The 26,554-nt window shown below is 43.5% G+C and carries 26 protein-coding genes and 1 pseudogene; 9 read left to right on the forward strand and 18 right to left on the reverse strand.

The genetic code is table 11. The features are described 5' to 3' along the window. From PN470_RS16550 to PN470_RS16560, 3 genes and pseudogenes are all read left to right on the forward strand, one after another. A pseudogene (locus PN470_RS16550) lies at positions 1 to 193 on the forward strand (RNA-guided endonuclease TnpB family protein); the annotation flags it as partial. A 659-nt stretch (positions 194 to 852) separates the two neighbouring features. After that, positions 853 to 2,013, forward strand: coding sequence for an NDP-sugar synthase (locus PN470_RS16555; RefSeq protein ID WP_272104824.1), 1,161 nt, complete (start codon positions 853 to 855; stop codon positions 2,011 to 2,013). Positions 2,014 to 2,159: 146 nt separating this feature from the next. After that, positions 2,160 to 3,398 (forward strand): lipid-A-disaccharide synthase, encoded by a 1,239-nt coding sequence (locus PN470_RS16560; RefSeq protein WP_272104835.1) that lies wholly within the window; start codon positions 2,160 to 2,162, stop codon positions 3,396 to 3,398. Between the two features lie 12 nt (positions 3,399 to 3,410). Here PN470_RS16560 and dnaG read toward each other — a convergent pair whose 3' ends face one another. The 6 genes from dnaG to PN470_RS16590 all read right to left on the reverse strand — a co-directional run bounded on the left by dnaG (position 3,411) and on the right by PN470_RS16590 (position 10,072). Beyond that, positions 3,411 to 5,291 carry a DNA primase gene (dnaG, locus tag PN470_RS16565; protein ID WP_272104825.1) on the reverse strand — a complete coding sequence of 627 codons (1,881 nt, stop codon included), beginning with the start codon at positions 5,289 to 5,291 and terminating at the stop codon, positions 3,411 to 3,413. Between the two features lie 81 nt (positions 5,292 to 5,372). Continuing rightward, complete coding sequence (locus PN470_RS16570) at positions 5,373 to 6,509, reverse strand: beta-ketoacyl-ACP synthase (protein ID WP_002753375.1); 1,137 nt, start codon at positions 6,507 to 6,509, stop codon at positions 5,373 to 5,375. Positions 6,510 to 6,607: 98 nt separating this feature from the next. Beyond that, complete coding sequence (locus PN470_RS16575) at positions 6,608 to 7,345, reverse strand: peptidylprolyl isomerase (RefSeq protein ID WP_002777275.1); 738 nt, start codon at positions 7,343 to 7,345, stop codon at positions 6,608 to 6,610. 28 nt (positions 7,346 to 7,373) lie between these two features. Further along, on the reverse strand, positions 7,374 to 7,940 hold the full coding sequence (locus PN470_RS16580; protein WP_002733435.1) for a photosystem I assembly protein Ycf4: 567 nt from the start codon (positions 7,938 to 7,940) through the stop codon (positions 7,374 to 7,376). Between the two features lie 348 nt (positions 7,941 to 8,288). Then, positions 8,289 to 8,756, reverse strand: a complete 468-nt coding sequence (locus PN470_RS16585) for a hypothetical protein (RefSeq protein WP_271938556.1) — start codon at positions 8,754 to 8,756, stop codon at positions 8,289 to 8,291. Then, positions 8,756 to 10,072, reverse strand: a complete 1,317-nt coding sequence (locus PN470_RS16590) for an AAA family ATPase (protein WP_271938552.1) — start codon at positions 10,070 to 10,072, stop codon at positions 8,756 to 8,758. Before PN470_RS16590 ends, PN470_RS16585 begins: the two co-directional genes overlap by 1 nt. Before the next feature lie 730 nt (positions 10,073 to 10,802). Here PN470_RS16590 and PN470_RS16595 point away from each other — a divergent pair. Both PN470_RS16595 and PN470_RS16600 read left to right on the forward strand, forming a co-directional pair. After that, positions 10,803 to 11,153 carry a DUF6883 domain-containing protein gene (locus tag PN470_RS16595; RefSeq protein ID WP_002777278.1) on the forward strand — a complete coding sequence of 117 codons (351 nt, stop codon included), beginning with the start codon at positions 10,803 to 10,805 and terminating at the stop codon, positions 11,151 to 11,153. Continuing rightward, positions 11,150 to 11,458: a DUF4926 domain-containing protein gene (locus tag PN470_RS16600; protein ID WP_002777279.1), complete on the forward strand. Its 309-nt coding sequence runs from the start codon at positions 11,150 to 11,152 to the stop codon at positions 11,456 to 11,458. The genes PN470_RS16595 and PN470_RS16600 overlap by 4 nt, the downstream gene beginning before the upstream one ends. 597 nt (positions 11,459 to 12,055) lie before the next feature. Here the strand turns inward: PN470_RS16600 and PN470_RS16605 are convergent. The 11 genes from PN470_RS16605 to PN470_RS16655 all read right to left on the reverse strand — a co-directional run bounded on the left by PN470_RS16605 (position 12,056) and on the right by PN470_RS16655 (position 21,847). After that, a complete protein-coding gene (locus tag PN470_RS16605) occupies positions 12,056 to 12,589 on the reverse strand; it encodes a hypothetical protein (RefSeq protein ID WP_069474423.1) in 534 nt (177 codons plus the stop codon). Continuing rightward, positions 12,589 to 13,815, reverse strand: a complete 1,227-nt coding sequence (locus tag PN470_RS16610) for a helix-turn-helix domain-containing protein (protein WP_069474424.1) — start codon at positions 13,813 to 13,815, stop codon at positions 12,589 to 12,591. The genes PN470_RS16605 and PN470_RS16610 overlap by 1 nt, the downstream gene beginning before the upstream one ends. Positions 13,816 to 13,974: 159 nt before the next feature. Next, on the reverse strand, positions 13,975 to 14,310 hold the full coding sequence (locus PN470_RS16615; RefSeq protein WP_002741682.1) for a ribulose bisphosphate carboxylase small subunit: 336 nt from the start codon (positions 14,308 to 14,310) through the stop codon (positions 13,975 to 13,977). A gap of 15 nt (positions 14,311 to 14,325) precedes the next feature. After that, the gene (gene rcbX / locus PN470_RS16620; RefSeq protein WP_002732424.1) at positions 14,326 to 14,724 is read right to left on the reverse strand and encodes a RuBisCO chaperone RbcX; all 399 of its coding nucleotides are present in this window, start codon (positions 14,722 to 14,724) and stop codon (positions 14,326 to 14,328) included. Positions 14,725 to 14,854: 130 nt separating this feature from the next. Next, positions 14,855 to 16,270, reverse strand: coding sequence for a form I ribulose bisphosphate carboxylase large subunit (locus PN470_RS16625; protein ID WP_002753365.1), 1,416 nt, complete (start codon positions 16,268 to 16,270; stop codon positions 14,855 to 14,857). Between the two features lie 549 nt (positions 16,271 to 16,819). Further along, positions 16,820 to 17,482 (reverse strand): carbon dioxide concentrating mechanism protein, encoded by a 663-nt coding sequence (locus PN470_RS16630; RefSeq protein WP_272104826.1) that lies wholly within the window; start codon positions 17,480 to 17,482, stop codon positions 16,820 to 16,822. 131 nt (positions 17,483 to 17,613) lie between these two features. Further along, entirely contained in the window at positions 17,614 to 19,572 is a 1,959-nt protein-coding gene (locus PN470_RS16635; RefSeq protein ID WP_004162496.1) for a ribulose bisphosphate carboxylase small subunit, read from the reverse strand. A gap of 70 nt (positions 19,573 to 19,642) precedes the next feature. Next, positions 19,643 to 19,954: a EutN/CcmL family microcompartment protein gene (locus tag PN470_RS16640; protein ID WP_002759323.1), complete on the reverse strand. Its 312-nt coding sequence runs from the start codon at positions 19,952 to 19,954 to the stop codon at positions 19,643 to 19,645. A gap of 32 nt (positions 19,955 to 19,986) precedes the next feature. Then, the gene (locus PN470_RS16645; protein WP_002733426.1) at positions 19,987 to 20,328 is read right to left on the reverse strand and encodes a carbon dioxide-concentrating mechanism protein CcmK; all 342 of its coding nucleotides are present in this window, start codon (positions 20,326 to 20,328) and stop codon (positions 19,987 to 19,989) included. Positions 20,329 to 20,394: 66 nt separating this feature from the next. Next, positions 20,395 to 20,706, reverse strand: a complete 312-nt coding sequence (locus PN470_RS16650; RefSeq protein ID WP_002734613.1) for a carbon dioxide-concentrating mechanism protein CcmK — start codon at positions 20,704 to 20,706, stop codon at positions 20,395 to 20,397. An 856-nt stretch (positions 20,707 to 21,562) separates the two neighbouring features. After that, positions 21,563 to 21,847 (reverse strand): Nif11-like leader peptide family natural product precursor, encoded by a 285-nt coding sequence (locus tag PN470_RS16655; RefSeq protein ID WP_002741693.1) that lies wholly within the window; start codon positions 21,845 to 21,847, stop codon positions 21,563 to 21,565. Between the two features lie 296 nt (positions 21,848 to 22,143). On the opposite strand from PN470_RS16655, the gene miaB reads away from it, so the two are divergent. Further along, positions 22,144 to 23,484 carry a tRNA (N6-isopentenyl adenosine(37)-C2)-methylthiotransferase MiaB gene (gene miaB / locus PN470_RS16660; protein WP_272104827.1) on the forward strand — a complete coding sequence of 447 codons (1,341 nt, stop codon included), beginning with the start codon at positions 22,144 to 22,146 and terminating at the stop codon, positions 23,482 to 23,484. A gap of 160 nt (positions 23,485 to 23,644) precedes the next feature. Next, complete coding sequence (locus tag PN470_RS16665) at positions 23,645 to 24,031, forward strand: DUF2358 domain-containing protein (RefSeq protein ID WP_272104828.1); 387 nt, start codon at positions 23,645 to 23,647, stop codon at positions 24,029 to 24,031. 9 nt (positions 24,032 to 24,040) lie between these two features. Here the strand turns inward: PN470_RS16665 and PN470_RS16670 are convergent, their stop codons facing one another. Continuing rightward, positions 24,041 to 25,453: a slr1306 family protein gene (locus tag PN470_RS16670; protein WP_272104829.1), complete on the reverse strand. Its 1,413-nt coding sequence runs from the start codon at positions 25,451 to 25,453 to the stop codon at positions 24,041 to 24,043. Positions 25,454 to 25,630: 177 nt separating this feature from the next. Between PN470_RS16670 and rpmG the strand changes: the two genes are divergently transcribed. Together rpmG and rpsR are read left to right on the forward strand one after the other, a co-directional pair. Beyond that, positions 25,631 to 25,825 (forward strand): 50S ribosomal protein L33, encoded by a 195-nt coding sequence (gene rpmG, locus PN470_RS16675; RefSeq protein WP_002734724.1) that lies wholly within the window; start codon positions 25,631 to 25,633, stop codon positions 25,823 to 25,825. A 40-nt stretch (positions 25,826 to 25,865) separates the two neighbouring features. Then, positions 25,866 to 26,081 (forward strand): 30S ribosomal protein S18, encoded by a 216-nt coding sequence (gene rpsR / locus PN470_RS16680; protein ID WP_272104830.1) that lies wholly within the window; start codon positions 25,866 to 25,868, stop codon positions 26,079 to 26,081. The last annotated feature ends 473 nt before the right edge of the window (positions 26,082 to 26,554 follow it).

The following is a 26,554-nucleotide window of genomic DNA, read 5'->3' on the forward strand; positions in this document are numbered from 1 at the left end:
ATATCCTAAATACTCTAAACGTACTCATTCTGTTGAGTTTAAAAAGTCAGGTTGGAAACTTAATCGAAATTCCAAGAGAATAACTTTCACTGACGGAAAAAACATTGGGGAGTTAAAACTAATTGGTAGTCGAGACTTGTTGGATTTTCAAGAATGGCAAATTCAACGGATAAGAATAGTTAAAAGGGCCGAATTTGACTTCTTTTCTGAACAAAACCCCCTACTATCTGTTGTCAAGGTTCAGTTTTTAGCTTGGTTATCGCTTTTTCCGTTGTAGCTTAAAGCCGTCCTAAAAGGACGGGGTTTTAACCCAAATTTTCGATAAAAGATTTTGTTAACAAAGTGTTGGTCGAGGAAATCTCCTTGATCTACATTGATGAAGAGGGAATTATTTTCAAGAACTAACAAGGCGCTCCGTCCCTCAAAATTCGATTTTTCGAGGTAGCCTAGACATAACGCCTTGGTTATTGGCTAAAATTAAACTTTTTTTGCCCATCAATTTAAAAACTTGCGTTTTTTTGATCATCTTAGCCTAGAGGACTGAGTAGTATGAGTTACAGCAAAGTTGAGTTGTTAATTTTGTCCATCAGTGTAATCTGGGTTAAATCTCTCACTTTTTCCCGTTATCAATTACTCAAGGGGTAGCTCGATCAATTGGACTTATTGAGAAAATCTTCGCACTAATTGAGAGTAAACCAAGGTTTGATCAGGGTTTCAGGCGGTGCAATGCTGAAGTAAATCTATTTTTCGAGGTACCCCCAAGAGGATCGATAACCACTGATTCCGAGCCAGTAATGATACACTAGGCATGATTTAATTACAAACCTCGATCGCAAAAGGAAATAAATATCGATGAAAGCCATGATTTTGGCGGCAGGCAAAGGAACTCGTGTCCGTCCGATTACCCATACGATTCCCAAACCCCTGATCCCGATTTTACAAAAGCCGGTGATGGAGTTTTTATTGGAACTGTTGCGACAGCATGGCTTTGATCAGATCATGGTGAATGTCAGTCATTTAGCCGAAGAAATTGAGAGTTATTTCCGCGATGGTCAGCGTTTTGGGGTGCATATCGGCTATTCTTTCGAGGGTAGAATCGAAGAGGGCGAGTTAATCGGTGATGCCCTGGGATCGGCGGGCGGTTTACGACGAATTCAAGATTTTAATCCCTTTTTTGACGATACTTTTGTGGTTCTCTGTGGTGATGCGCTGATTGATCTCGATCTAACCGCAGCCGTTAAATGGCATCGAGAAAAAGGAGCGATCGCCACTATCGTCACCAAAACCGTCCCCAGAGAGGAAGTATCCAGTTATGGGGTGGTAGTTAGCGACGAGGAGGGACGGATTCTCAGTTTCCAAGAAAAACCGGCCATCGATGAAGCTTTAAGTACCTGCATTAACACGGGGATCTATATTTTTGAACCAGAAATCATTGATTTTATTCCCTCTAATAGTAAATACGACATCGGGGGCGAGTTATTCCCCCAATTAGTCGCTAAAGGTGCGCCTTTCTACGCTTTAAACATGGATTTTGAATGGGTGGATATTGGTAAAGTCCCCGACTACTGGCAGGCAATTCGCGGGGTGTTATCCAGGAAAATTAAAAATGTTGCTATCCCCGGCATCGAAGTCAAACCGGGCATCTACACGGGCTTAAATGTGGGGGTAAACTGGGATCGAGTCGATATTACCGGACCTGTGTATATCGGGGCAATGACGCGCATTGAAGACGGGGCGAAAATTGTCGGTCCGAGTATGATTGGCCCAAATTGTTGGATTTGTGGCGGCGCGACGGTGGATAATAGCGTTATTTTTGAATATTCTCGCCTCGGTTCAGGGGCCCGTTTGGTGGATAAGTTGGTCTTTGGGCGCTATTGTGTTGATAAAACCGGCGCGGCGATCGATGTGGAAGCGGCAGCCTTGGATTGGTTGATTACCGATACCCGCAAGGTTCTCCCAGAGTTTGATCACCCTAAACATCAGGCAATTCGTTCTTTATTCAATAGCAAGTAGGCAACACCGCAACGGGGAACTTTTTACTTGATAAGTACCTAAGCAAAATTAATTACACATATCTAACCACTCCTTCCATGAGTGCCTTTTGCCTTTTGCCTTTTGCCTATCCTAACCAAGACATTAATTTTGCACGACTACTTATCATGTTTGATTCTCCTGTTGATCTTCTCATTCTCTCCAATGGTCCTGGAGAAATATCTACATGGGTGCGTCCAGTTGTCAAGAGATTGCGACAAAACTTAACAGAAGATCGATCGCGGTTGCGGATTTCGGTGATTCTTTCCCCTTGTACTCATTCTATGGGGGCGGAAACGGAAGTAGTTAGGAAATATCCGGAGGTCGATCGAGTCCAGTCGCCAGAAAACTTCTTTAATTTTCTTTTCTGGGGAAAAACCGCCGATAATTGGGATTGGCACCCCAAGGGCATCGTTTTATTTTTAGGGGGCGATCAATTTTTTGCCCTCACCATCGGTAAACGTTTGGGTTATCGCACCGTTATCTATGCGGAATGGGAAGCGCGTTGGTATCGGGGGATCGATCGCTTTGCCGTGATGAATACAAGTGTATTAAATAATATTCCCCAACAATATCAGCATAAATTTACTGTTATCGGCGATTTAATGGTGGATTTGCCCACTGCTATCACCCCTGATGATGCTACCTTAATTGCACTCCTCCCGGGTTCCAAACCCTCGAAATTAGCCCAGGGTGTACCCCTAACCCTAGCCATTGCTGAAAAGATACACGCGCAGGCTCCCCAGACTAAATTCTTAATTCCCGTCGCTCCTACCCTAAATTTAGCTTATTTGGCGAAATTTGCCGATCCTAGCTATAATCCGATGATCACTAAAACCGGTTGGAGTGCTGCCCAATTAAAAAACGGCGAAAAACCCTATCTAGAAACAGATAAGGGGGTAAAAGTTGACCTAATTACCGATTTTCCCGCCCATAACCAGCTTTCTCGCTGTCATTTAGCTTTAACGACGGTGGGTGCTAATACTGCCGAATTAGGGGCGCTGGCAATCCCGATGATTATTTTACTACCGACTCAGCAACTAGACGCGATGAGAACTTGGGACGGTTTACCCGGTTTATTAGCTCAACTGCCGGGGGTGGGTTCTTTATTTGCTAAGATAATTAATCTCTATATGTTGCGGAAAAAGCGTTTATATGCTTGGCCAAATATTTGGGCTGGTGCCGAAATTGTTCCGGAATTATTAGGGGAATTACAACCAGAGGAAGTGGCAAATATCGCTAGATCTTGGTTAGAAAATCCCGAACAATTAGAGGCTATCCGGCAAAAATTGCGGGCAGTGCGCGGGCAAGCAGGAGCAGTGGATAAGTTAGTATCTATTATTGCCGAACAATTGTCTAGTTTTTAATCAATTAGATAATTAAGCTTGTTGGTAGTGAGGATCAATTGCGATTAATTTATTAACAGTTTGATAGAATTCCTGCTGATAAAATTCCCGTTGATTGCCGTCCAGGGAATTAATTAATTGTTCTTGACAGTAGCGACGATATTCCATTAAACTAATTTTTTCCATAGCTATAATAGCATCTTTAATTTGTTCCTCTGGTTGCAAAATTTCCTGACTGGTATGTTCATTTAAGTGAAATAAAGAATTAAAATCACGATTTTTGTCTGTAGTTATCATCAATAAATGATTCTGTAAAGCTGACATCAAATCTCTTGGTTTAGTAATTTGGTTTTCTAAATCTAGAATTACTTGCCATAACCAACGATAATCAGGGACATTAAAAATTAAATCTTTTTCATCCAAAAGTTCACAAATGAGCCTCCGATATTCGGGAGAATGGAGATAGATTAATAATAATAACCATTCGGCTTTTTCTGTGCCATTTTTTTCGGATTTATCTAAGATGTTTTTACTCTTAATTGCTGGGGATTTTCCTTGAGGTTTATTAACCTGTTTGGAGAGATTTTTTAAAATATATGGCAAACGAGTAGCATCTTTTTGAGCCAAAATTTCAGCACAATAATCGAGGTAAAAAGTGCGTTGATTGCCATCGATTAACTTTTGCAGTAAACTCACCATACTATTAGCTATTTGTTGAAAATGTAGTCCCTGTTTTAAATCTTTATTAACCAACATTTGCGAGATTTGCCAATCAATCCAAAAAGGAGATTTTTCGATTAATTCTCGATAACTATTCACCCCGTCAGCACGAGATTTAAGAAATTCATCGGCATCTTTACCATCGGGAAGATTAAGGATTTTTAGGTTAACTTGTCCTGAATAAACTAGAGAGTTAATTTCCTCGATCGCCCTTTGTGTCGCTTTAATTCCCGCTTGATCGGCATCAAAATTAAAGATTATTTGTTTACTTTCACTGTAGCGCAAAAGTAGCTTAATTTGCTCTTGACTTAAAGCTGTTCCTAAACAGGCAACCACATTAGTAATACCAGCAGCATGGAGAGCGATTGCGTCAAAATAACCCTCCACAACTATCGCTAAATCTTGCTGAATAATTGCCTGTTTAGCTCGATCGAGAGCAAAGAGAGTTTTTCCCTTTTCAAATAGAGGAGTATCGGGAGAATTTAGATACTTTGGTTGTTCATTACCTAAACTACGACTACCAAAAGCGATCGCTCGTCCTTGACTATCAAAAATAGGAATCATTAAACGATCTCGAAATTGATCGTAATAACCGCTACCATTTTGACGCGCTTTAATTAATCCCGCTTGTTCTACTAAAGCCACAGGATAGCGCTTTTGTTCCACTAAATAACGATAGAGAGTTTCCCAACCTTCCGGAGAATATCCCAGTTGAAAAGTTGCGATAGTTTCTGCGGTTAGTTGTCGTTGTACCTTGAGATAATCTAACGCTTTTTCCCCTTGGGGTTGACTAAGGGCGTGTTGATAAAAACTCACCGCCACGGCCATTATCTCGTATAATTGTTCCTTGAGGGATAATTGCTGTTCTAATTCCTGACGCTGTTCTACTGCTAGAGTTTTAATCGGGATTTGATACCTTCTAGCAAGATCGAAAACCACTTCACTAAAAGATTGTTTCCCCACTTCCATGAAAAATTTAATCCCGTTTCCCCCCGCACCACAGCCAAAACAGTAATACATTTGTTTGGCAGGACTAACCGTAAAACTAGGGGATTTTTCCTCGTGAAAGGGACATAAACCGACGTATTCCCTTCCCCTTTTTTTGAGGACGACTCTCTCGGAAATTAAATCCACAATATCAATTCTTTGTTTAACTTCTTCGATCGTATCTGGATGTAGTCGCGGTGTATCCATAATCAGTTATCAGTTATCAGTTATCAGTTATCAGGAGATTTGCTTTTATTTATTCTCCCCGTCTCCCCAATTCATCATTCATCATTCCCACTCCCCTCTCCTTCTCCCCCATCTCCCCACTGCGATGGCGGCATTTTGTCCTCCGAAACCGAAACTAAGACAGAGACAATTGTGCAGGGAAAAATTAACAGCCGATCTAATTAAATTTAATTGAAAAGGCGACTCGCGCACACCGACACAGGGGGGAATTAGCTGATTTTTCAGAGCCATTAAACAAAAAGCCACACCTAATGCCCCGGAAGCCCCTAAAGTGTGTCCTGTTGCGCCTTTTGTCGAGCTTACAGCCACTTGCGAACCAAAAATGCTGGCGATCAGGTTTGCCTCCCGTTCATCGTTTAAACGCGTGCTAGTGCCGTGGGCGTGAATGTAATTAATTTCATCTTTTCTTAATTGACTTCTGTGCAAACATAGTTCTATGGCTTTGGTAGCGCTACGATTATCCACCGCCGGGGCGCTAACATGATCGGCATCGCAGGTAAAACCATAGCCCAAAATTTGCCCGTAGATGGCGGCATTTCTGCTTAAAGCCAGTTCTTCCGATTCAAGGACTAAAATCGCGCCACCTTCCCCCAAAACTAAGCCTTCCCTAGCTCTATCAAAAGGATAACAGCCCGTTTTCGCCAAAGCTCCCATCTGTTCAAATCCCACCAGAGTTAAGGGAGTGATCGGAGTTTCGATCGCCCCGACTAAAACTCGATCGCATTCTCCCATTTTGATTAATTCTACAGCCTGTGCGAGCGACCAGATGCCCGTGGCACAGGCCGCCATGGGTGCTAAGACTGGGGCGCCGGTTTCTATCAATCTAGCGGTCAATACCGAGGCGCGATCGGGTAAACTATCTAACCAGTTTTCTACTATTCCCGTCGCTGCCATCCGTTCCCATAAACCCTGACAACCACGACTAGAACCGATAGTGACACCACAATCCTTTAAGGGAGGGGTTAACTTCGCGTCTTCAAGGGCAGCAATCAGGGCAATTTTGGTTAAATCCTCTAAAAATGCCGGTTTGTGACCGATTAAACCCAAGGGTAAAGCGGGTAAATCAGAAAATGGTTGTTGTCTAGTTATACCAGTTTTGCCCTCTAGTAATCTTTGCCAACTCTGACTTAAATTTCCCAGAGAACTGATCAACCCAATTCCCGTCACCACAACATTCATTGATCAGTTATCAGTTATCAGTTATCGGAATATTAAATGATTGGGTGGGTGACGGCGAAGATTAAATTATCGTCCCGCGAACCCACCCTAACTGATCGCTATTTTTTCAGATTTTCTGCACCAGAAATAACTTTGGCCGAGTCAATTTTATCCCCTTGTTTGATCGTATCGATCACTTCCATTCCCTCAGTTACATAACCAAAAACGGCATAATCACCATCGAGGAAATTGATATCCGACAGGGCAAAATAAAACTGAGAAGAAGCGGAATTAGGTTGTTGAGAACGGGCCATCGCGATCGCACCGCGTTTATGGGGTAAAGCGACGATGGGAGTGCGCGACGTGGCCTGTTGACCGATTGATTTCCCATAAATCGGCTCTTTTTCGTCTTTAAGGAGAATTTCTAGGGGAACATAACGGGATTGCTTGGTTTCTGGATCAACAAAACCACCGGTTCCGCGACCTTGGGGATCACCACCTTGGGCGACAAAAGGCTGCGGTTCTGTAACCACGCGATGGAAAGTTAAACCATTATAAAAACCTCTCTCCACCAGATCCACAAAATTACCGGCAGTAACTGGGGCCGCATTGCCATCAATTTCGATCGTTACCGGTTTACCTTTGATGATCATCTCGACGACAGCAGTTCCATCTAAGCGGGGTTTGTAATTATCCATGTTGACACTGCCCGAACTGGCAGGTTGAGAGGTTTGGGTGATACTAGAATTATCGGGGGTGGAGTTAGCTTCTGGGGAAGAACAGCCGAAAAGTGTGGTCGTTGTGATTAAAAAAACACAAACCACAGACAGCCAGCCAGATTTTCTTATCTTCATCATTTTATAGCCAAAAAGAGCGAAAAAAGGACTACAATCCCTCTAGAGGAATTTCTAGAAAACGAGCGAGTTCCGCTCCTTGATTTTCCAATTCCGAGAGGGACATCGGATCACCGACGCGAGTTAAAGGAATATCGCGACGCTGTTTAATCCGCAGGAATAGTTCCCGTTTCGGGTTGAGTCCTTCTCGCACTTCGGCCCGCACAGCTTGCACATCTTCCAGGGGCCAATCGAGATCAACGCGACGATTTTTGCCAGGGTAGCCCCAACGAAAGATTTTAAGTTTGCCGGTTTCCTTATTAAACTCGTTGTAACCACCTCCGACATTCCAGAGGAGAGATAACCAGAGATAGATGGCTAAGAGGGTCCCCGCAGTGCCATAAAAGAGGAGGGCGACCCCTTGGGGAATAAATTGTAAGGCACTGGTATCGCTAACGAGAAGTAGATTGACCTTCAAATAACTGGAAAGACCGGCAAGGAGAAACCCTAGACCGCCAATAGAGACGATTACAGCCCAAAAATAGTTACTAGGGCGACGCGCTCCCACTACTTCTTGCCGTAGGATCAGGCTATCTTTACTTGTTGTTTGCGCTTTCATGAATTCTTTTTAAGGTTGCCTAGAGTTATTTTACCAGCTTTTTTCTCGCCACTTCCCCAACCCCGACCCAGGGATGCAGCCGTTGATTTTTCTGGGTGTACCCATGTTTATTATAATATTTACTTATAGGTGAGTGGGGGAAGTTTAGGGGAAAATTCCCTAATCGTAATTCTCCTCGGCAACAATCATGCGTTAGATTTATTCGGGGTTTCCTTAATTTGTACCCAGTAAAGGCACATTCAGATACAGCACGGGTTATGGCCTTTTGTTGACGGGGAAGTCCAATAATTAAATCTCCACCTTTTAAAATACAAATCGACTATTAAAACTAAATCCGTAGTCAATTACTCATAACTTCGGTGGCCGCTCGTAACCTTTAAGGTGTTTGTCCAAAGACCATATATAGACGCGGCGGCTTGGATTTTGATCACAAATTTTCTGCCAATCATGAATGATAGAAAGGTCTCCCAGTCCCCTACCTCGCATCGCTTGATCAGGAAACTCTTTTAACCATCCTTGCAGGTCTTCTTTCTTTAGAAAATTAATAGGGGTGAAGGGAGATTTTCCTTCAAGAGCTTGTGTTACCTGATTTACAAATTTTTCTGCACAAATACGTCGCTGATTGCCATCTACCTTTTTGGCCTTGGCAATATGATTGCCAGTTTCCAGAATGGTCGCCATTGGCAAAAAAAGAGATTCTCTAGCTTCAATTTTCTCTTTTAACTCTTGAAGTATTAACTCAGATTGACTCGCTTTGTGGGGGACATTAAGTATCTCTAAAAAGATCGAAGTATCGATCAGACAAATAGCTCCCATCAGGCTACTTCTCCCTGTTTTAATTGCTCTAACCAACTTAGCGCGTTTTGTTGACGTTGTTCTGCTGTGGACTTATCCTTTAAGAACTTATCTAATACTTGTTTAGTCATCAACTGACCAAGAGTTCCCTGCACAATTAATTCGGGGAAACGCTCTAAATCAGCTAATCGGACAATACGACTATCTCCTGCTTGCGGATCTCGGTAACAACAAAGTACATTTCCAATATCACTATCGGGTACTGCATCTAGTAACGCTGGGTTATGGGAGGTGATCAGTACCCTCAGTTTTCTTTCTAAGGCGATCTCCCGAATTTGCTTAACTAAATTATCTGCACGACTGGGATGAACACCATTATCGATCTCTTCAATAATTACGAAAGTTCCAGGATTTACACTTAGTAGAGTTGCAGCAATCGCTAAAACTCTCAGAGTACCATCAGACAACAAAGGAGCATCTATCTGATGTTCTTTGTTCCCAAAAGACTCTATTAGTTTCACCATAACATCCTTGCGGTCTGTAATGATAAAGCGAATATCGGTAATATCCTGTTCTGGTAATGAACGAATGAAGTCAAGCAACTTGTTTTTTTGAGTCTCTCCCTGCTGACAAACTGCGTAAAGAACACTAGAAAGGTTAGAGCCATCTTCTTTAATATCATCATCTTTAGCGTAAGCATAATCCCGCATTACTGCTGGACGAGGATCAAGAAAGACGATATTCCTCAAGGTTTCTCGAATTACTTTAGTAACTGCTGGAATAATTTTTTGTGATTTAGTATGACTTTGCTGGAACCGACTGGGAGTTTCCAATTGATAAAAAATAGCTTGTCGGTTAGAGCAAGGTATGTGGGGCTTTTTACCACCTTTATTAAAATTGTTATACATCACCCTAATTTCATCGGTGTGTGAGTTGGGATCGCCATCAATTTTGTAAAGTGTTAATTCCTGATCTTTACTAGCTTTACTGACACTTTCTCCGATTATAATAAGTTGGTCTGATAATAGCCCAATTTCAATCTCGAAATCAGTCCAACCGTCAGGAGCGTTATCAATGTGTGTTGCTAAGGTAAAATACTGTTTTTCTGCACCGAAAAGATCGATCACTTGTCCACGAGCAATTGCATTCCCGCTTTGAATGTTGCGTTCAATGTCATCTAACCTGCTGCCTTTCGCTAACCACGAAAGTAAGCGAATTGCTTCTAGTGCATTACTTTTCCCTGACGCATTAGCACCGATTAAAAAGGTGATGGGTGCTAGAGACAAGGTTGCCTCCTGATAGCTTTTGAAATTCCGAAGAGTCAGCGATGTTAACATACTTTTCACCCATTAAATCTTGACTGGTGCAGTTTGAGCATTTGTACTAAAAGTTCCAATACCAGCGCAGCTTATAGACTCTAACAAGTACCGAAAACTAGCACCCATAACCTTGAAAACTCAAACTGTAGGGCAGGGCATATCCGAACAGTATAATCTAGGCTTGGGGAGATAAGATCGCTGTTTATTGGCATTAGGGCGGAACCCTTACCCTTACTGCATGGGGCTTCTCAGAAAAAATTGAAAAGACGCTACCGGGTACATTTTTCCCTTGAAAATGGCTGTACCGTTGACTGTATCTAGAGTAGAGCGATTCGGTGGAGTTGGCTTTATAGTGATCGCTAACCTTATGATCACAGATGATGTCATTAATCTTTAGAGTAAGCGATTCCCTCTGTAGCCATGTTTTTGCTGGTTTTCTGCCCCGAAACAAGCTATAATGGTCGAAAGGTCAAATTGGAAGATTTTTGCCGCAAACCCTATCTGCGTAAAGACTTCAGGATTTTGTGTTCAGTAGCTCATTGGTATTATATGGCTTTAACTCAGGCTCTGTAAGACTTTTAGCCATAGCTAGTATTTTTGTACGGGTAAAGTCCAGAGCTAAATGGTTGCCTTTTTTAACTTTTTTATTGATCTCATTAAGCATTTCTACTTATTGCAAGGGTGAGATGCTCCCTTATGAAATATGAAACTAGAGGCAAAGTCAAAATTAATAATCGTCTTAATTCCAATGAAATTAAAAGATATTGTCAACAAAGTCAAAATAGATTCTAGAAAATTAACCCAATATGCTCTCAATTTAGACAATCCAAAAGGATTAAATAAAGCCATCATGTTTCAACGCCACTTAGGATATACTCAAGATAATTATGAGCCACTTCTACAACAAATCGCTAACAAATCCCTTGAAGCAAAAGCTGTTTATCAAAGTACAGATCGACATGGCAAACGCTATCAAGTTGACCTAGAAATTACAGGAATTGAACCAGGGCAACAAGAAATAGTGAGGACTGGATGGATTGTTGAGCCTGATAGTGATACAGCTAAATTAGTAACTTTATATGTGAGAAAAAGACCATGATTAAACCAGAATTATTTGACCTTGTGGAATTATTAGTTGACTTGCCTGAACATAACTTAATGATGGGAGAACAAGGGACAATTGTTGAAGACTACAATGATGGTTGTTACGAAATTGAATTTAGTAATAATCTAGGGGAAACTATCGCCCTTTGTTCTCTCCCAATGCAGCAATTTATTGTAATCTGGAAAGCTCAGAACAAAACTTGGTTATCTTTAACAGAAAAGCTAACAGCTTTAATCGATAAATTACCCAAAGAAAAGCAACAAAAAGTTTTAGATTTCACCCGCTCTTTGTATCAATAAAATCGGAAAAAATAGGCTATTCCAGAATTGCTATGCAAATAATTAACTTAAAATAAAAGCTAAAATTCATATAGGGAAGGACTTACGGCACAAACAGGTTAATACCAAAAGATAGACAATAGAGTTAAGATTTGATATAATCGCCAAAAACGAGAGTATTTTACCTATGATAGTTGACAAATTTTTGAACCTAAAAGGAACCTCTATTCAAGGCTATCGACACCTAGAAAATATCGGTATATTTTGACGAATTGAATCAAAAAATAAAAAAGCAACGGCTCGAAGGCGTTAGATTTATTTGGGGTTTCCTTAATTTGTACCCAGTAAAACCCCATTCAGACACAGCACGGGTTATGGTCTTTTGTCAAGGGGTAATACCAAATTTCTAAATCCATGACAGACATCCACGCTCGAATGCTTGCCAAGCCTGCATTCGTTGTGACGCAAATAAAGAAAAATGGTATAAGTCCAGTAATAGTTATAATTCCTATGTTGATGTTAACTTAGCACCCCACAGACAAGGTGCGTTACATTTTATTAAAGCACCAGGTAATAGCGGCGTGCTGCTACGCAGTGCCTTGAAAACCTCACTATCGTTCAACACTTCTCATCCATCATCCATCTTCTCCTTGCTGCCTCACGAGCTAAGTCGAACTTAATCTTGAACTTATTATTCTCCAGAATTTCCTGAATTGATCTAAGCTCATCATCCCCTAAATGGTCTGCTAAATAAGCTTCTATCAAAACCTCCACCAGTTGAGTAATAGTATCTTTCGGCATTTGAATATGTTGCCGAATATAATTTATTGCCTTTCTATCATCGGTCAGCACTTTGCCACCGATACGTCTGGCGACAACAAAACAGGACAGTTCTGCATCACTCGCACGTTTTGATTGAGGGACGTTTGACATCTCAACTAAATCCTCGATCTCTAGAGGAAATGTTGTAATTTCACCATAATTAATTAGTTTTTTGTAATAATTTAAACTATCAGAATGTCCCTGCTCAAATTCTAATTGAACATACACTGTAGTAATCACAGAGTATCCAAGCAATTTAAGAAGATGAAAGCGATTAATGTACATGAAGTGAATAATCGCACAAGTATCGATAGATACTACGCCCATCATTAACTACTGACCTCCAAAAACGTTAGAAGTTCATTTAGAAGCTGATAACCATCTTCCAAAGGTAGCAGTAGCATATCTAGGAGCTTATGGTGAGTAATCTCTCCTCTTCTATATGCCTCCGTACACAAATCAATGAAATGCCAGGATAAACCTTGACGTATAATTTGTGCAGATTTACTTCGCATACCTGAAGATAGCGTTGGTGGAGTCTCAGGATCAAATTTCTCGTCATGTTTAATGACCAAACGTTTTTCTTGAATTAATGGATCTTGTAAAGCCTTATCGAGCCATTTAAGCTCAGATAAACGGATAATTACCACTTGAGAACTGACTCGAAATCGTTCAGCAATTCGCCGAATGAGACTAACCCAAGCTTCGTAGCTTTCTGCGGGTGAGTAATCTGACTCAATTCTTTGTTTTGAAACTAGAAAGCTGCCTGCAAAACTATTGGCTCTCCACTCAAGTTCAGACCGAGCATTTAAAGATTTTAAGTATGTAACTTCCTGCCCTTCAGAAGAGTCAAATAAAGCATGACAGTACTCATGAGCGGCAGAAAAATTTTGTCGGTATAAATCATCAAGATAGTTGATGAGAATACAGTGACCAGCGACCGGATGGTTAATATATAGTCCGGATATATTTTTATCTTCTAATTGACGTTTGAATATATGAATGCCTTGATTTCTGATTAACTCAAATATATTTTCTACTGGCTGTTGCCCTAAACCCAAACGTTCTCTCTCCAAAGAAGCTGCTTCTTCACCTTGTCTTTTGAAGTAGCTATGATTAAACGGATATTGTGCGTAATTAGGAATTTTTGTAGGCTGACGCTGAAATACTTCCCTTTCTAGGAAATCTTCGTACTCACAAAGCCGAACAAATTCCTGAATAGCAATGCGATCGCTTTTGGAAAGGGCAGCGTTGCGACGAAATATTTCTTGAACTTGGGACTCTGCTGATGGGTAGTCGCCTGTAACTAAGTACCTGAAGTCACGGCGGTACATCACAGATAACAACACCAACTGGTCGCCAGTAATTCTATTCCTGCCTTCTTCAATATCTAGATATTCCTGCAAACTTATTTGAAGACGCAATGCCGACTCTTGCGGAGTAATTGAAAGACTTTCTCGCGCATCCTTGAGCTTTCTGCCTAAAACTACATAATCAAATGCCATCGCTAATGAGAAAAACAGGAATCCAGTCCCATTATATTGGGAGCATTTCATTTATGCAAGTGAGTAATTATATAGTCATTTCAATTAAAGGTGAGATGCTCCCTTATTTCTAGCTCGGATTCACTCTTGCTAAAAATTCTACCAGACAAATAGAAAAAAAGGGAGGTCTAAGAACCCCCCTCAATAGTTAATAATTAGATGACAGCCAAATTAGTAGCGGCCGGCATTGGGTTTATGAACAATAAAGCTCATGGTTTGACATTGTTTGATGTTGTCAAAAGCGATAACGCGGATATAGCAATCAGAATACTCGGTGCGGCACTCGCGAACTTCATTAAGAACTTCTTGGGGACCAGAAACAGAGAATAAAGGCAGTTTCCACATCGTCCAATGATAATCCGCGGGTTTGGGATCTTTTTCAAATTCCACAGCAGGAATATAACCCTGATCGATCATGTATTGAATTTGTTTAGCAATTTGTTGATCGGTGAGGGGGGGCAAGTAGGAAAGAGTTTCGTAACGCTTCTCTTTAGGTAAAGTTTTCATGGGTTTCTTGATTCCTTATGGGTTGGGTAGATCATCAACATCGAGATTTAATTCCGATGTCTCTGGTTGACTTATAGCAGTACGGGTGAGACGTTCCAAAAGTTGCCGACGATGTTCGGTATTGTCATTAATAATTCCCGTTTTTACCATCTCTGGCAAGAACTCTAAAACCTGTTCGGCTAGATGTTCTCTTACCGTCATGATCCGCAAAACTAACTCTTTATTCTCAGTCATTAACCCCGCAATATAGGCCTCGCCATCCTGAATGGAATGGCTAGAAGTATAGTGACTCAGCCAAATAGCTAAAGTGGGATTAGTTTCTGACAATTGATCGATAATCGTGCGAACCGCTTGGTAAGTTAGGTAACTTTGTAAGACTTTCGCGGTATCTTGAACAACTTTTTTCGGATACATTTTATACAGTTTTCAGTTATTGGCTAGACAGTTATCAGTGTTGAAATTCTAGCGACTGCTTGCCGATTTTGGGCAAGTCCCCAGCATTATTTTGCACCGATAACTGCTAACAACTTTCTGAAGGGCTGTATTAGAGGGTATCCATAGCCTCGAACTCGAATTTGATTTCTTTCCAGAGTTCGCAAGCGGCAGCCAGTTCAGGACTCCAACGGCAAGCTTCCCGGATAACGTCGTTACCTTCGCGGGCCAAGGAGCGACCTTCGTTACGAGCTTGGATACAAGCTTCCAGAGCCACACGGTTAGCGGTGGCACCCGGTGCGTTACCCCAGGGGTGGCCGAGGGTTCCACCACCGAACTGTAAGCAGGAATCGTCACCGAAGATTTCCACCAGCGCCGGCATATGCCAAACGTGGATACCACCAGAAGCAACCGGCATTACCCCGGGTAAGGAAGCGTAGTCTTGGGTGAAGAAAATACCACGAGCGCGATCTTCTTCTACATAGTCTTCACGCATCAGGTCAACAAAACCCATCGTGATTCCGCGTTCACCTTCGAGTTTACCGACAACGGTTCCCGAGTGCAGGTGATCACCACCAGAGAGACGTAAGCACTTAGCTAAAACGCGGAAGTGGATACCATGATTTTTCTGACGGTCGATAACCGCGTGCATTGCCCGGTGAATGTGGAGCAGTAACCCTTTGTCGCGGCAGAATTTCGCCAGGGTGGTGTTAGCGGTGAAACCACCGGTGAGGTAGTCGTGCATGATGATGGGGGTTTTGATTTCGGCGGCGAATTCAGCCCGTTGCATCATCTGCTCGCAGGTAGGAGCAGTTACGTTGAGGTAATGTCCTTTAACTTCGTTGGTTTCTGCTTGGGATTTAACGATCGCCTCTTGGACAAAGAGGAAACGATCGCGCCAACGCATGAAGGGTTGAGAGTTAATATTTTCGTCGTCTTTGGTGAAGTCTAAACCACCGCGGAGACATTCATAAACGGCACGACCGTAGTTTTTAGCGGAAAGGCCGAGTTTGGGTTTGATGGTGCAACCGAGTAAGGGGCGACCGTATTTGTTTAATTTGTCCCGTTCAACGGTGATACCGTGGGGAGGACCTTGGAAGGTTTTGATTAAAGCGACGGGGAAACGGATATCTTCTAAACGGAGACCGCGTAGAGCTTTGAAACCGAAAACGTTACCAACGATCGAGGTGAGGATGTTGGTGACGGAACCTTCTTCAAATAGATCTAAAGGATAGGCAACGAAACAGAAGAATTGGTTATCTTCGTTGGGTACGGGTTCGATATCATAACAACGGCCTTTATAGCGATCGAGGTCGGTTAAGTTATCGGTCCAAACGGTGGTCCAGGTACCTGTGGAAGATTCCGCCGCTACCGCCGCACCTGCTTCTTCAGGAGGAACTCCTGGTTGGGGTGTTACCCGGAAGCAAGCTAGTAGATCGGTATCTTTGGGGGTGTAGTCGGGGGTGTAGTAAGTCAGGCGGTAGTCTTTTACGCCGGCCTGGAAACCTTTGGATTTGGCTTGCACCATTGGGATTATTCCTCCATAAACTGCATGATTAGTCGCACCTGTAAAATCTCGCCGTCAACCGACATAGATTTTTCTTAAGCTCCTTTCCCCTGCTGCTAGGAGCGAAGTTAGGGAGCAATTTTCACTAATGTTTTTTTCAACTGATCATCTTAACACGAACTTTACCCTATTCTGATCATTTTTTTCTTTATCCCTAAAATTTTGATTGTTTTTTTTTCTCGGGGGGATTAGTTTCTTTAATCTGTCGTCATCTAACTTTGACAATCTCTACAAAAACACAAAAAAATCAACAAAAATTTACCTGATTGACACGCAGACACTTCTGCTCATCAGGCTTTGAGCGATTAAAGCTAATCCTTAATTGAGGAAGATTATCAATAATTACAACCTCAAAAAATGTCGGCAATCGCTAAAGATGAATTAGATTTCTAAGCAATTATACCCAGTACCTAGAGGACAGTTAGACAGCAGTGAACTCTAGATAAATTAGGTCTAATTACTCAGTAATTATTGTTGAGATTTTTGGCTTATGAACGATTATTTTCCCCTTCAAGAATTAAGGTTATTGTTGCCATTAAAACGATGACGTTCTGGAAATAGTGTGACCAATAACTGATTGATATAGACCTTTCCGACCACCGATGCTTGATTCGGTCGGTTAGTAGTAGATGCTGGTTCTCTGGTTTCCGTAGGACCTGCCTCGGCGACCATTTCCTCGCCATCCCAAGGACTGGCCACGGTTTCGGAGACCACTTCCTCCACGGACGGCACTGGGGACACTTGACTGACTACGGGTTGCGGTTCCGGTAAAGGGGGTCTTTCCGGTTCCGATGGGGTCGCTGACACCTCGATGGTAATTTGACGGGAAGTATCTCCGATCAGGGAACCAGACGGCACGATCGACATCGCTGCCACAGAAGCATTAAAAATCGTTGTGGTTGACCCAATACAGGCATTTTCACCGATTTCACCCCGACCGACGACGAGAACACCTGTACCTAAAATTGCTCCCGCACCGATAGCAATAACACCCTGATAGGCGGTTAAAATTGTTCCCATACCCAGGCAAGCACCCGCACCGATAATTATTTGGCTATTGGGGGCTGCTCGGAGAATCACCCCCGGAGCCACGATCGCACTCTCATCAATGGTTACATCACCATTGACATAGAATTCCGAGCGGCTAATAGGTTGAACGGGGGGTAAGGACATAATTGACAGTTATTCAGTGATCAGTGATCAGTGACCAGGGGTTAGGGGGTAGGGGTTAGAGTTTCGGGTATTTTTCCCGATCCGCCAACACCTAACACCTATCTCCCTTCACCGCTCGCCGAGTCCTGAAATTAAGGGCGTTGAATAATCGATTCGAGAACACGACGTTTTGCTTGGGAGTCAATCCCGATCAGACGAACGTATTCTCCTTGATGGTCGCGCAGACAGGTTTCTAAAGCGGCCACCACATCGGATTCGCGACTGCTATCGATCGGGGTGCAGCTTTGCCAAGAACCGGTTTTAAAACGACGTTTATCCGCGTGTTCACTGCCAATTTTGTGACCTTGGTTCAATAAAGAACGAATCTGAGCGATCGTTTCCGCCGTTAAGGTACTGGTTAAAGTGGCAGTACCGCCGCCGGAGGAACTGGAAGCAGAGCTTTTGAAACTCGGTTCGGCAACGGTGGCGGTTTTACTGCTGCCATTACTACTCACCGAACCATCGGGGCGCTGGATCACCGTTTCTAAAACCCGTTTTTTGGCTTTAGCATCGATACCGAGTAAGCGGACGTATTCGCCGCTATGTTCCCGTAAACAATCTTCCAAAGCAGTAATTACCTCGGATTCGCGATTACTTTCGATCGGAGCGCAACTCTGCCAAGAACTGGTTTTAAACCGGCGTTTATCGGCGTGTTCGGTGCCGATTTTGTAGCCTTGGGCGAGCAGGGAACGAATTTGAGCGATCGTTTCCCCACTTAAGCTACCACTGCTGCTGTAACTGGCTCCGTTACTAGCGGGGGCGCTGTAGCTGCTGGCTTTGCCGCTGCCGTTACTAGCGGGGGCGCTGCCGGGGCGGTGAATAATCATTTCGACGACGCGTTTTTTCGCTTGCGGGTCGATCCCGATCAGGCGGACGTACTCATCGCTATTTTCAGTCACGATCGCTTCAATATCGCGAATGATGCCCGCTTCGCTCTTGGTTTCGATCGCAGGTCCGGTTAACCAAGAACTGGTTTTAAACCGGCGTTTATCCGCGTGTTCGGTGGCGATTTTCAGCCCTTGGGCCAGCAGGGAACGCACTTGTACGGACAGGTCGGAATGGCCGTTACCGTTGCCATGACCGCCGTGGACGGCGGTGGTGGTGCGGGCCGGTTCTCCCGGTGTGTCTTCGGGGCGTTGGATAATCATTTCCAGTATGCGCCGTTTAGCGGCGGGATCTACTCCGATCAGGCGGACGTATTCGCCTTGCAGGTCTCTGAGGGAGGCTTCTAGGGATTGGGATACCTGTTCTTCGCGGCCGCCGTCGATAAAGCCGGCACTTAACCAAGAACTGGTTTTAAAGCGGCGTTTGTCAGCGTATTCGATGCCGATCTTGTAGCCTTGGGAGAGGAGGGAGCGAACCTGCGCTCGAATGTTTGTATTTAAACTCATAGGTGTCACCGAATTTCTATATAGCGTCTCATTAGCGATGTTTATAGCGGCTGCCGGTGGAGGAGTCGCTGGGCTGTGGGCTTTGACCGGGACGCTGGGGGCGAGGTCGATATCGACAATGTGACGGGTGAAGGCTCGATCGATTTCTGTGACATCGGGTAAGCGGTCGGCCTGTTGTTGGCTGGTGATCACGGAACCGGATGGCACGAATTTCCCGGCGGGGATTTCCACGTCTTGAACGAGGGCGTGCATCATGACGATGCAATCGGCACCAATGCGGGCATTAAAGACGGTGGAGCGAAAACCGATAAAACAGCGATCGCCCACATAGGCTGGCCCGTGAATGAGTGCCATGTGGGTGATGCAGCTGCCCCGGCCGATCCACACCGAATATTCTCGGCCGTCATCTCCCACCACACGGCTTTTTTCTAAACCGTGGATGATTGCTCCGTCCTGAATTTTGCTGTCGTCGCCAATGTGAAAGGGTGTTCCTTCATCGGCGCGGATGGAAGTCCCCGGAGCAATCACCACTCGCGCCCCGATCTCGATAGCGCCACTGAGGTTAGAGAAGGTGTGGACTTTGGCACTCTCGTCTATGTGCGTTTCCTCTGGGGATTTGGTCCGCTTTTTCGGACTAGCCGCCGTTGTGCGGACGACCATAGTTAGTCTTCCTCCATACTGAATTTGGCTGGCTGGTTGTTACTTAACTGTGTTTGGGTTCTATCAATGTTTAACCGGATTGACGAAATTCGTCCCTCTTGCTGTAGAGGGTGCGATTTTCTACGGTTATAGTGTCAATAATCCCCACCACCATCGCGTCAAGGGGGCGATTGTTCTGTCCGTCTTCGATACGGGCGGCTCCTCCCCGGGACACTAGCACCCATTCATTAATCCCCGCTCCGACAATATCACCCGCTACTTCGTATTTAGGCAAAAGTTGCCCTTGCGCGTCGATGAATTGCAAAAGCAGAAGTTTCACTCCCGTCATACTGCGCGGTTTCAGGGAGCTAACGACGGTGCCGCAAACTTTGGCAATTTGCATGGAATTTGTTTACACTAAAAGTTAGTTGCGCTCTAGATTCGTCTTAAAGGTTGTGGGTTAACACTTTCACGAAACTGTTCCACGGCTTCTGTATAACGAATGGGAAGAACGTATTCGAGGTTTTCGTGGGGACGGGCGATGATGTGGGTCGAGAGGACTTGACCACCCTTAACACGATTAGATGCCGCTTCTGTCCCCGCCGATACGGAGGCCTGTACTTCCGAAACGTCCCCCCGGACGATGACGGTGACGCGACCACTACCAATTTTTTCGTAACCTACTAGGGTTACGCGGGCGGCTTTTACCATGGCATCAGCCGCCTCGACGACGGCTGGGAAACCCAAGGTTTCCACCATGCCCACTGCAATTGACATAATATTTTTGTCTCCTAATGGTTGGCTTTCTTCGACTCTATAGATGCTGACCCCGATTAACGGTGTTTAATAGCTGCGGAATTGCTCTACTTCTTCGGTGTAGCGAATGGGCAGCACGTATTCGAGGTTTTCGTGGGGACGAGCGATGATATGGGTAGATAGCACTTGTCCTCCGTTAACCCGGTTGGCGTTTTCCACTCCGGCAGCCACAGAAGCTTGCACTTCTGAAACGTCTCCCCGGACAATGACAGTGACGCGACCACTACCGATCTTTTCGTAACCCACTAGAGTCACCCTGGCGGCCTTGACCATGGCATCGGCCGCTTCCACAACGGCGGGAAATCCTAGGGTTTCAATCATTCCTACTGCAATTGGCATTTTTTTGTTCCTCGCTTGTCAAGCCAAACTAAACTATTAATTTCGTTAGCGTTATCAACTTTGTTTCAGTCAAATTCTTTCCTTGTTACTTTTCCTGCTCTAGCTTTGGTGGCAGTCGGGATCGTGGCAAGGTGGGGGTAAGACCATCCTAAATTTTATCTCGATCGTGACCGTTTTCATCCACTAATTTTATTTTCTAGGGCTGGTTGGTAAAAATTTGACGAGTCAGGCAAAATTATCAACCTAAAAAAAGCATAGGAAACTATGACACCTTTGACAATATAAAACATTATGATTATTTCTCATCTTCCGGTTAACGAAAGTTAATCATTCCTTGACTTCGCTCATCAGCCTCAGCAATTCTCAAGAGATTTACAGCTAAAACCTTTGCTATGACTGCATTTCCGCTTTAACTTTTCTCTTGGCAGCTCGATTGTCTCTGCTGGATTTACTGGCAGATAAAAGCCTATTTTTCGCTGATTTCGGCTTTTTTATAATTTTTTTATACTATATATGGCTGGGGTGGGGAGTGGGGTGAGGGGAGTGGGAATTATAAATTATGAATTATGAATTATGAATTGGGAGCATTCCACTTTTGCCATAAGCAATTATACTTAGATGCAAAATGCTTAGATGGCAAGCCTTTTCGGTAGTTCTGGGAATTATAAATTATGAATTATGAATTATGAATTGGAAGCATCCCAATTTTGCCATAAGCAATTGTACTTAGATGCGAAATGCTTAGTGGGATGCTCCCTATGAATTGGGGAGAGAGGGGAGCCTTTTTCAGTGATTAGTAAACAGTGAAATGAAAACTCACCTCTGATCACTGGTAACTGATCACTGATAACTGATTCTAGCGATCGATCTCACCTTCGTAGGGTTGGACACCGATCGAGGGATAATTATCGTGGTTAGGGCTGAAAACTTCTAACACTGCATGAGCTAACTTTTGGAAAAAGTCGGGACTCTCGTGCAAGGATTTAAGTGCCGCTTCTAATTCCGGACGGGAGAAATCGAAGCCTTGGGAGCGAGCTATCTCTAGTAATTGCTGAGGATCTTGGGTTGAGCGCATTTTTTGACCCAATTCTTCGTTTTTAGCAGCTAAGGCGAAAAAGTCGAACACTTGATTTTTAGACATATAAATACTTTTCCTTTGATGATTAAAGGTGTGGCCTCGGCGGCGTGGAGGTTAAACTGCCTAGTATGGTTTATTTTTATCCTACCAGTCAGGAGATATCCTCAAAGCAAAAGTTTCGTTTTTATTTGCTTGTATGGCTGAGTATGCTTTAGGTCTAATTCTGAGGAGTGGGAAGTGGGAAGATGAAAGAGGTTTCTTTCCCCACACCCTACACCCCACACCCTACACTCTCTTTCAAGTCAGAGAATAAATAGCCTAAAATAGAAACCTGCACTCTTGTTTCTGTAGCCAGCATCATGAATAAGTCCCCACGTCGTTACCATATCACCACCTTTGGTTGTCAGATGAATAAAGCTGACTCCGAACGCATGGCGGGTATTTTAGAAGATTTGGGGTTTCAATGGTCCGAGGATGCCAACGAAGCCGATTTAATCCTCTACAATACCTGTACAATTCGCGATAATGCCGAACAGAAGGTTTATTCCTATCTCGGCAGACAGGCTAAACGCAAACAAACTCAACCCGATCTTACTCTAGTGGTCGCTGGCTGCGTGGCCCAACAGGAAGGGGAACAATTGTTAAGACGGGTTCCCGAGGTGGATTTAATTATCGGTCCCCAACACGCAAACCGCTTGGGAGACTTATTACAACAAGTTTTTGACGGTTCCCAGGTGGTGGCCACCGAACCCATCCACATCATGGAAGATATCACCAAACCGCGCCGGGATAGTAATATTACCGCTTGGGTGAACGTCATCTATGGTTGTAATGAACGCTGTACCTATTGTGTGGTTCCGGGGGTGCGTGGGGTGGAACAATCGCGCACTCCTGCGGCAATTCGAGCAGAAATGGCACAATTAGGACAACAGGGTTATCAAGAAATCACCCTTTTAGGTCAAAATATCGATGCCTACGGACGGGATTTACCCGGAGTGACGGCAAGCGGCCGACATCTGCACAATTTTACCGATTTACTGTACTACATTCACGATGTGGCCGGCATTGAACGTCTCCGTTTTGCCACCAGTCACCCCCGCTATTTTACCGAACGTTTGATTAAAGCTTGTCAGGAATTACCTAAAGTTTGTGAACATTTTCATATCCCTTTTCAATCGGGGGATAATGATATCCTCAAGGCCATGAAACGGGGCTATACTCAGGAAAAATACCGACGGATTATTGCTAATATTCGCGATTTAATGCCGGATGCTGCCATCAGTGCCGATGCGATTGTCGGATTCCCGGGAGAAACAGAGGCACAGTTCGAGAATACTTTAAAATTAGTCGATGAGATTGGTTTTGATCAATTAAATACGGCGGCCTATTCTCCCCGTCCAGGCACTCCGGCTGCTATTTGGGATAATCAATTAAGTGAGCAGGTAAAAAGCGATCGCCTACAAAGATTAAATCATTTAGTGGCCACAAAAGCTGCTGAACGTTCCCAAAGATATTTAGGCAGAATTGAGGAAATTTTAGTGGAAGACGTTAACCCTAAAGATGCTAGTCAAGTTATGGGAAGAACTAGAGGCAATCGCTTAACTTTCTTTACGGGAAATATTGAGGAATTGCGAGGCACATTTGTTAAGGTTAAAATTACCGAAGTCCGTCCCTTTAGTTTGACGGGAGTGAGCTTTTAAGTAGTGGTGCAAAACTAATTTCTTGGTTAGGAGAGGCAAAAGGCAATAGGCAAGAGGTTGTTAAATATGTGTAACTAATTTTGCTTAGGTACTTAATAGTTAACAGTGACCCCTCAGCAGCGAAAAAAGACAATAGCTATCGGGAATAATTGGGTATTTTATGGATATTATCGCTATTTTGCAGCAAGATTATCAAAGATTTCCCCTCGATCAAACCTATGATATTTATGCTGATAACGTTTATTTTCAAGACCCTCTCAATCAATTTCGGGGGATTAAACGCTATCGGGAAATGATTGGTTTTATGAGTCAATGGTTCCAAGCTATCAAGATGGATGTCCACGCAATTGAACAGCAGGGAAATATTATTAATACCCGTTGGACATTGCACTGGACAACCCCTTTACCTTGGCGGCCTCGCATCGCTATTTCTGGCCACAGTGAATTAACTCTCGATGACAATAATCTGATTATTTCTCATATCGATTATTGGGATTGTTCGCGCTGGGATGTGCTGCGTCAGCATTTACCTTTCCGCACTTCTTAACCATATTTTTTAACCAGAAAATGCCGACCAACGAGTGCTCGTTTGCTTGACAAAATCCTGTAAAAATGCTAGGCGCTGATTTTGTTCCCAAACCTGTTTAACTTTATTCTGCAAACTCGTCCAATTCCAATCATTATTCAGTTGCTCGTTAATTTCCTGTTCTTGGAAATATTCAATTAAACTTAAACCAGCTAAACGAGTTAAATAGGCTGCTCCAATTCCCTGCACTGTACCACCGGCAATATAAGTAATCGCATTTCCCTTGAGAATCGTTCCTAATGCTTGGGTTGTCACCTCTACCATGCCTAATTGTACCATCATTTTCCCCAGGGTAGTCATGGCTGTTTTTGCTTGTTCAAGGGACATTTTTTGTTGATAAATTGCCCCTAAATCCACTAACATTTGAGCGTTAGTAGCTGCTGCTAAAACTAAATCTAGGGCCGCGAGAGGATTAGCAAAAGTGGCGGTAGCGGCTATCCATTGGTATTGTTCGATAACAGGTAAAGCCTTTTTGCGTCGGGATTGATTAAGTAATTGTTTGGTTTCCTTGGCTAATTCGAGCGCTTGTCTCCAGATAGTTCCGAGAACTAATTCGGACTTTTCTTGTTCGATAATTTGTCGGAGATGATTATCTAAAGGAGCGATAACCACGGTTTGAGGTTCCGTCCATTCCTTGATTTCTCCATTGCTTTGATGTTGACGAACTTTTAGGGGTTCAGGGGCAGCGGCTATGGCTAAAATATGATGAGCGGGAATAGTTTCTTTTAGTCTTTGTTTCAGGGAAAGGAGTATTTCTTCTCTGGTTTCGGCGGGTAAACGATCCTGTTTATTCAGTAACAGAATAACACGCTGGTGCATTCGATCGAATTGCTGGAGGATTTGCCATTCGGAATCGGTTAAATCCCCATTGATAAGATACAAAACTAAGTCGGCTGCTAGGGACTTTTGCTGGTTAGCGGTGGAGTCGAAAGTCAAAAGGGGTTCCGTTTCCAGAAAAGCGATAGATTCCCCAAAGTTGCCGCTTTCTAGTAGTTTTTTTAAGGCAGTTTTACCAGTTTTTCTAGCACCAGTAATGGCAATTTTGAGGTCTTGGCGACTAAATTCTTGATTTAATTGGCTTAAACTGGTTTTGAGTGGAGTTAAGTCTTGATTAGGGTCTTCTTTGGCCAGATAATTAATTATCTTCTCGGCTTTGCTAATCGCTTGTTTAACCTTTTCTAGACTCAGGGGAGTGGGATGGGAAAAATCGATTTTCGTGTTGGGTTTTTGCCAAAACCAGATACCAGCACCAAGAGCAATCGCACCTAAAACACCCCAAGAACCAATTTCGCTCAGTGTACTATTGAGAGTTTCCCCCAGGGTGAAAGCGATGGTAATGCCTATCCCCGTCACTAAAATCGGTTTACCCAATCTTACCGTCATTTTTCCTCATCCTCGCCAACTGCTGTGATTATTCTAGCTTTTTTGTGCTGGATTTCATCCCAAACTCAACTTTTTAGCCGACAATTCCCCTGGTTCGTCCCGGCCGCTCTTGCCTAAAAAGCTTCAGATATGTCATAATGATTGATTGCGTGTAAATTTACCCGATCCCCTGTTGTTATGGCTAGTAAAAAAGGCGTTCGCCTAATCATCACTGTAGAATGCACGGAATGCCGCAGTAATCCCGATAAGCGTACCCCCGGCGTTTCTCGCTACACCACCAGCAAAAACCGTCGCAATACCACCGGCAGACTGGAAATCAAAAAATACTGTCCCCACTGCAATAAGCACACCGTCCACAAGGAAATTAAGTAACCACACTTTAGTTAAAAAGTCAAGCAATCTTTACAAATCTATGAGCTACTATCGTAAACGTCTCTCCCCCATCTCCCCCAGTCAACCGATTGACTACAAAGACACCGAACTCCTCCGCAAATTCATCACCGAACGCGGCAAACTCCTACCTAGACGTATCACCGGTTTAACTTCTAAACAACAGCGAGATTTAACTGAAGCGGTGAAACGGTCCCGTTTAATGGCTTTATTGCCTTTTGTCAACCAAGAAGCCTAAATTCAGTGATCAGTAATCAGTAATCAGTGATCACTGAAAATAACACATATAAGTAATAGGACAAAATTAACTGGCTCTCCTAGGTTTGGTGGGTAAAATGTATTCTAGGATACATTTCTCCTAGCGAGGGGGTGAAACGAACCACAAAGACACAAAGGACACAAAGATCGATCGATCCTATGTAAGTTAAACTGATCACACAGAACCTAGAAGAGCCATTAACTTCTTTGTGAGGATAGGCACTCATGGAAGAAGTAATTGGATATGTGTAATTAATTGTATCTAGCTACTTAACTTAAAACTTAAACCTGATCACTGATAACTGATAACTGATAAGCGATCTCAGTATATTGGGGTTGCTTTCTCGTTTTTGCAAAGAAATATATCGAAATCGGCAGCGGATAGGAAAATTCGTGCGAGAATCTAAAGAAATAATTAAATCGCCCTAGGAGTAGCCGACGATTTTGTGATTA

Source organism: Microcystis sp. CS-574 (assembly GCF_028329095.1).
Classification (GTDB): domain Bacteria; phylum Cyanobacteriota; class Cyanobacteriia; order Cyanobacteriales; family Microcystaceae; genus Microcystis; species Microcystis ichthyoblabe_A.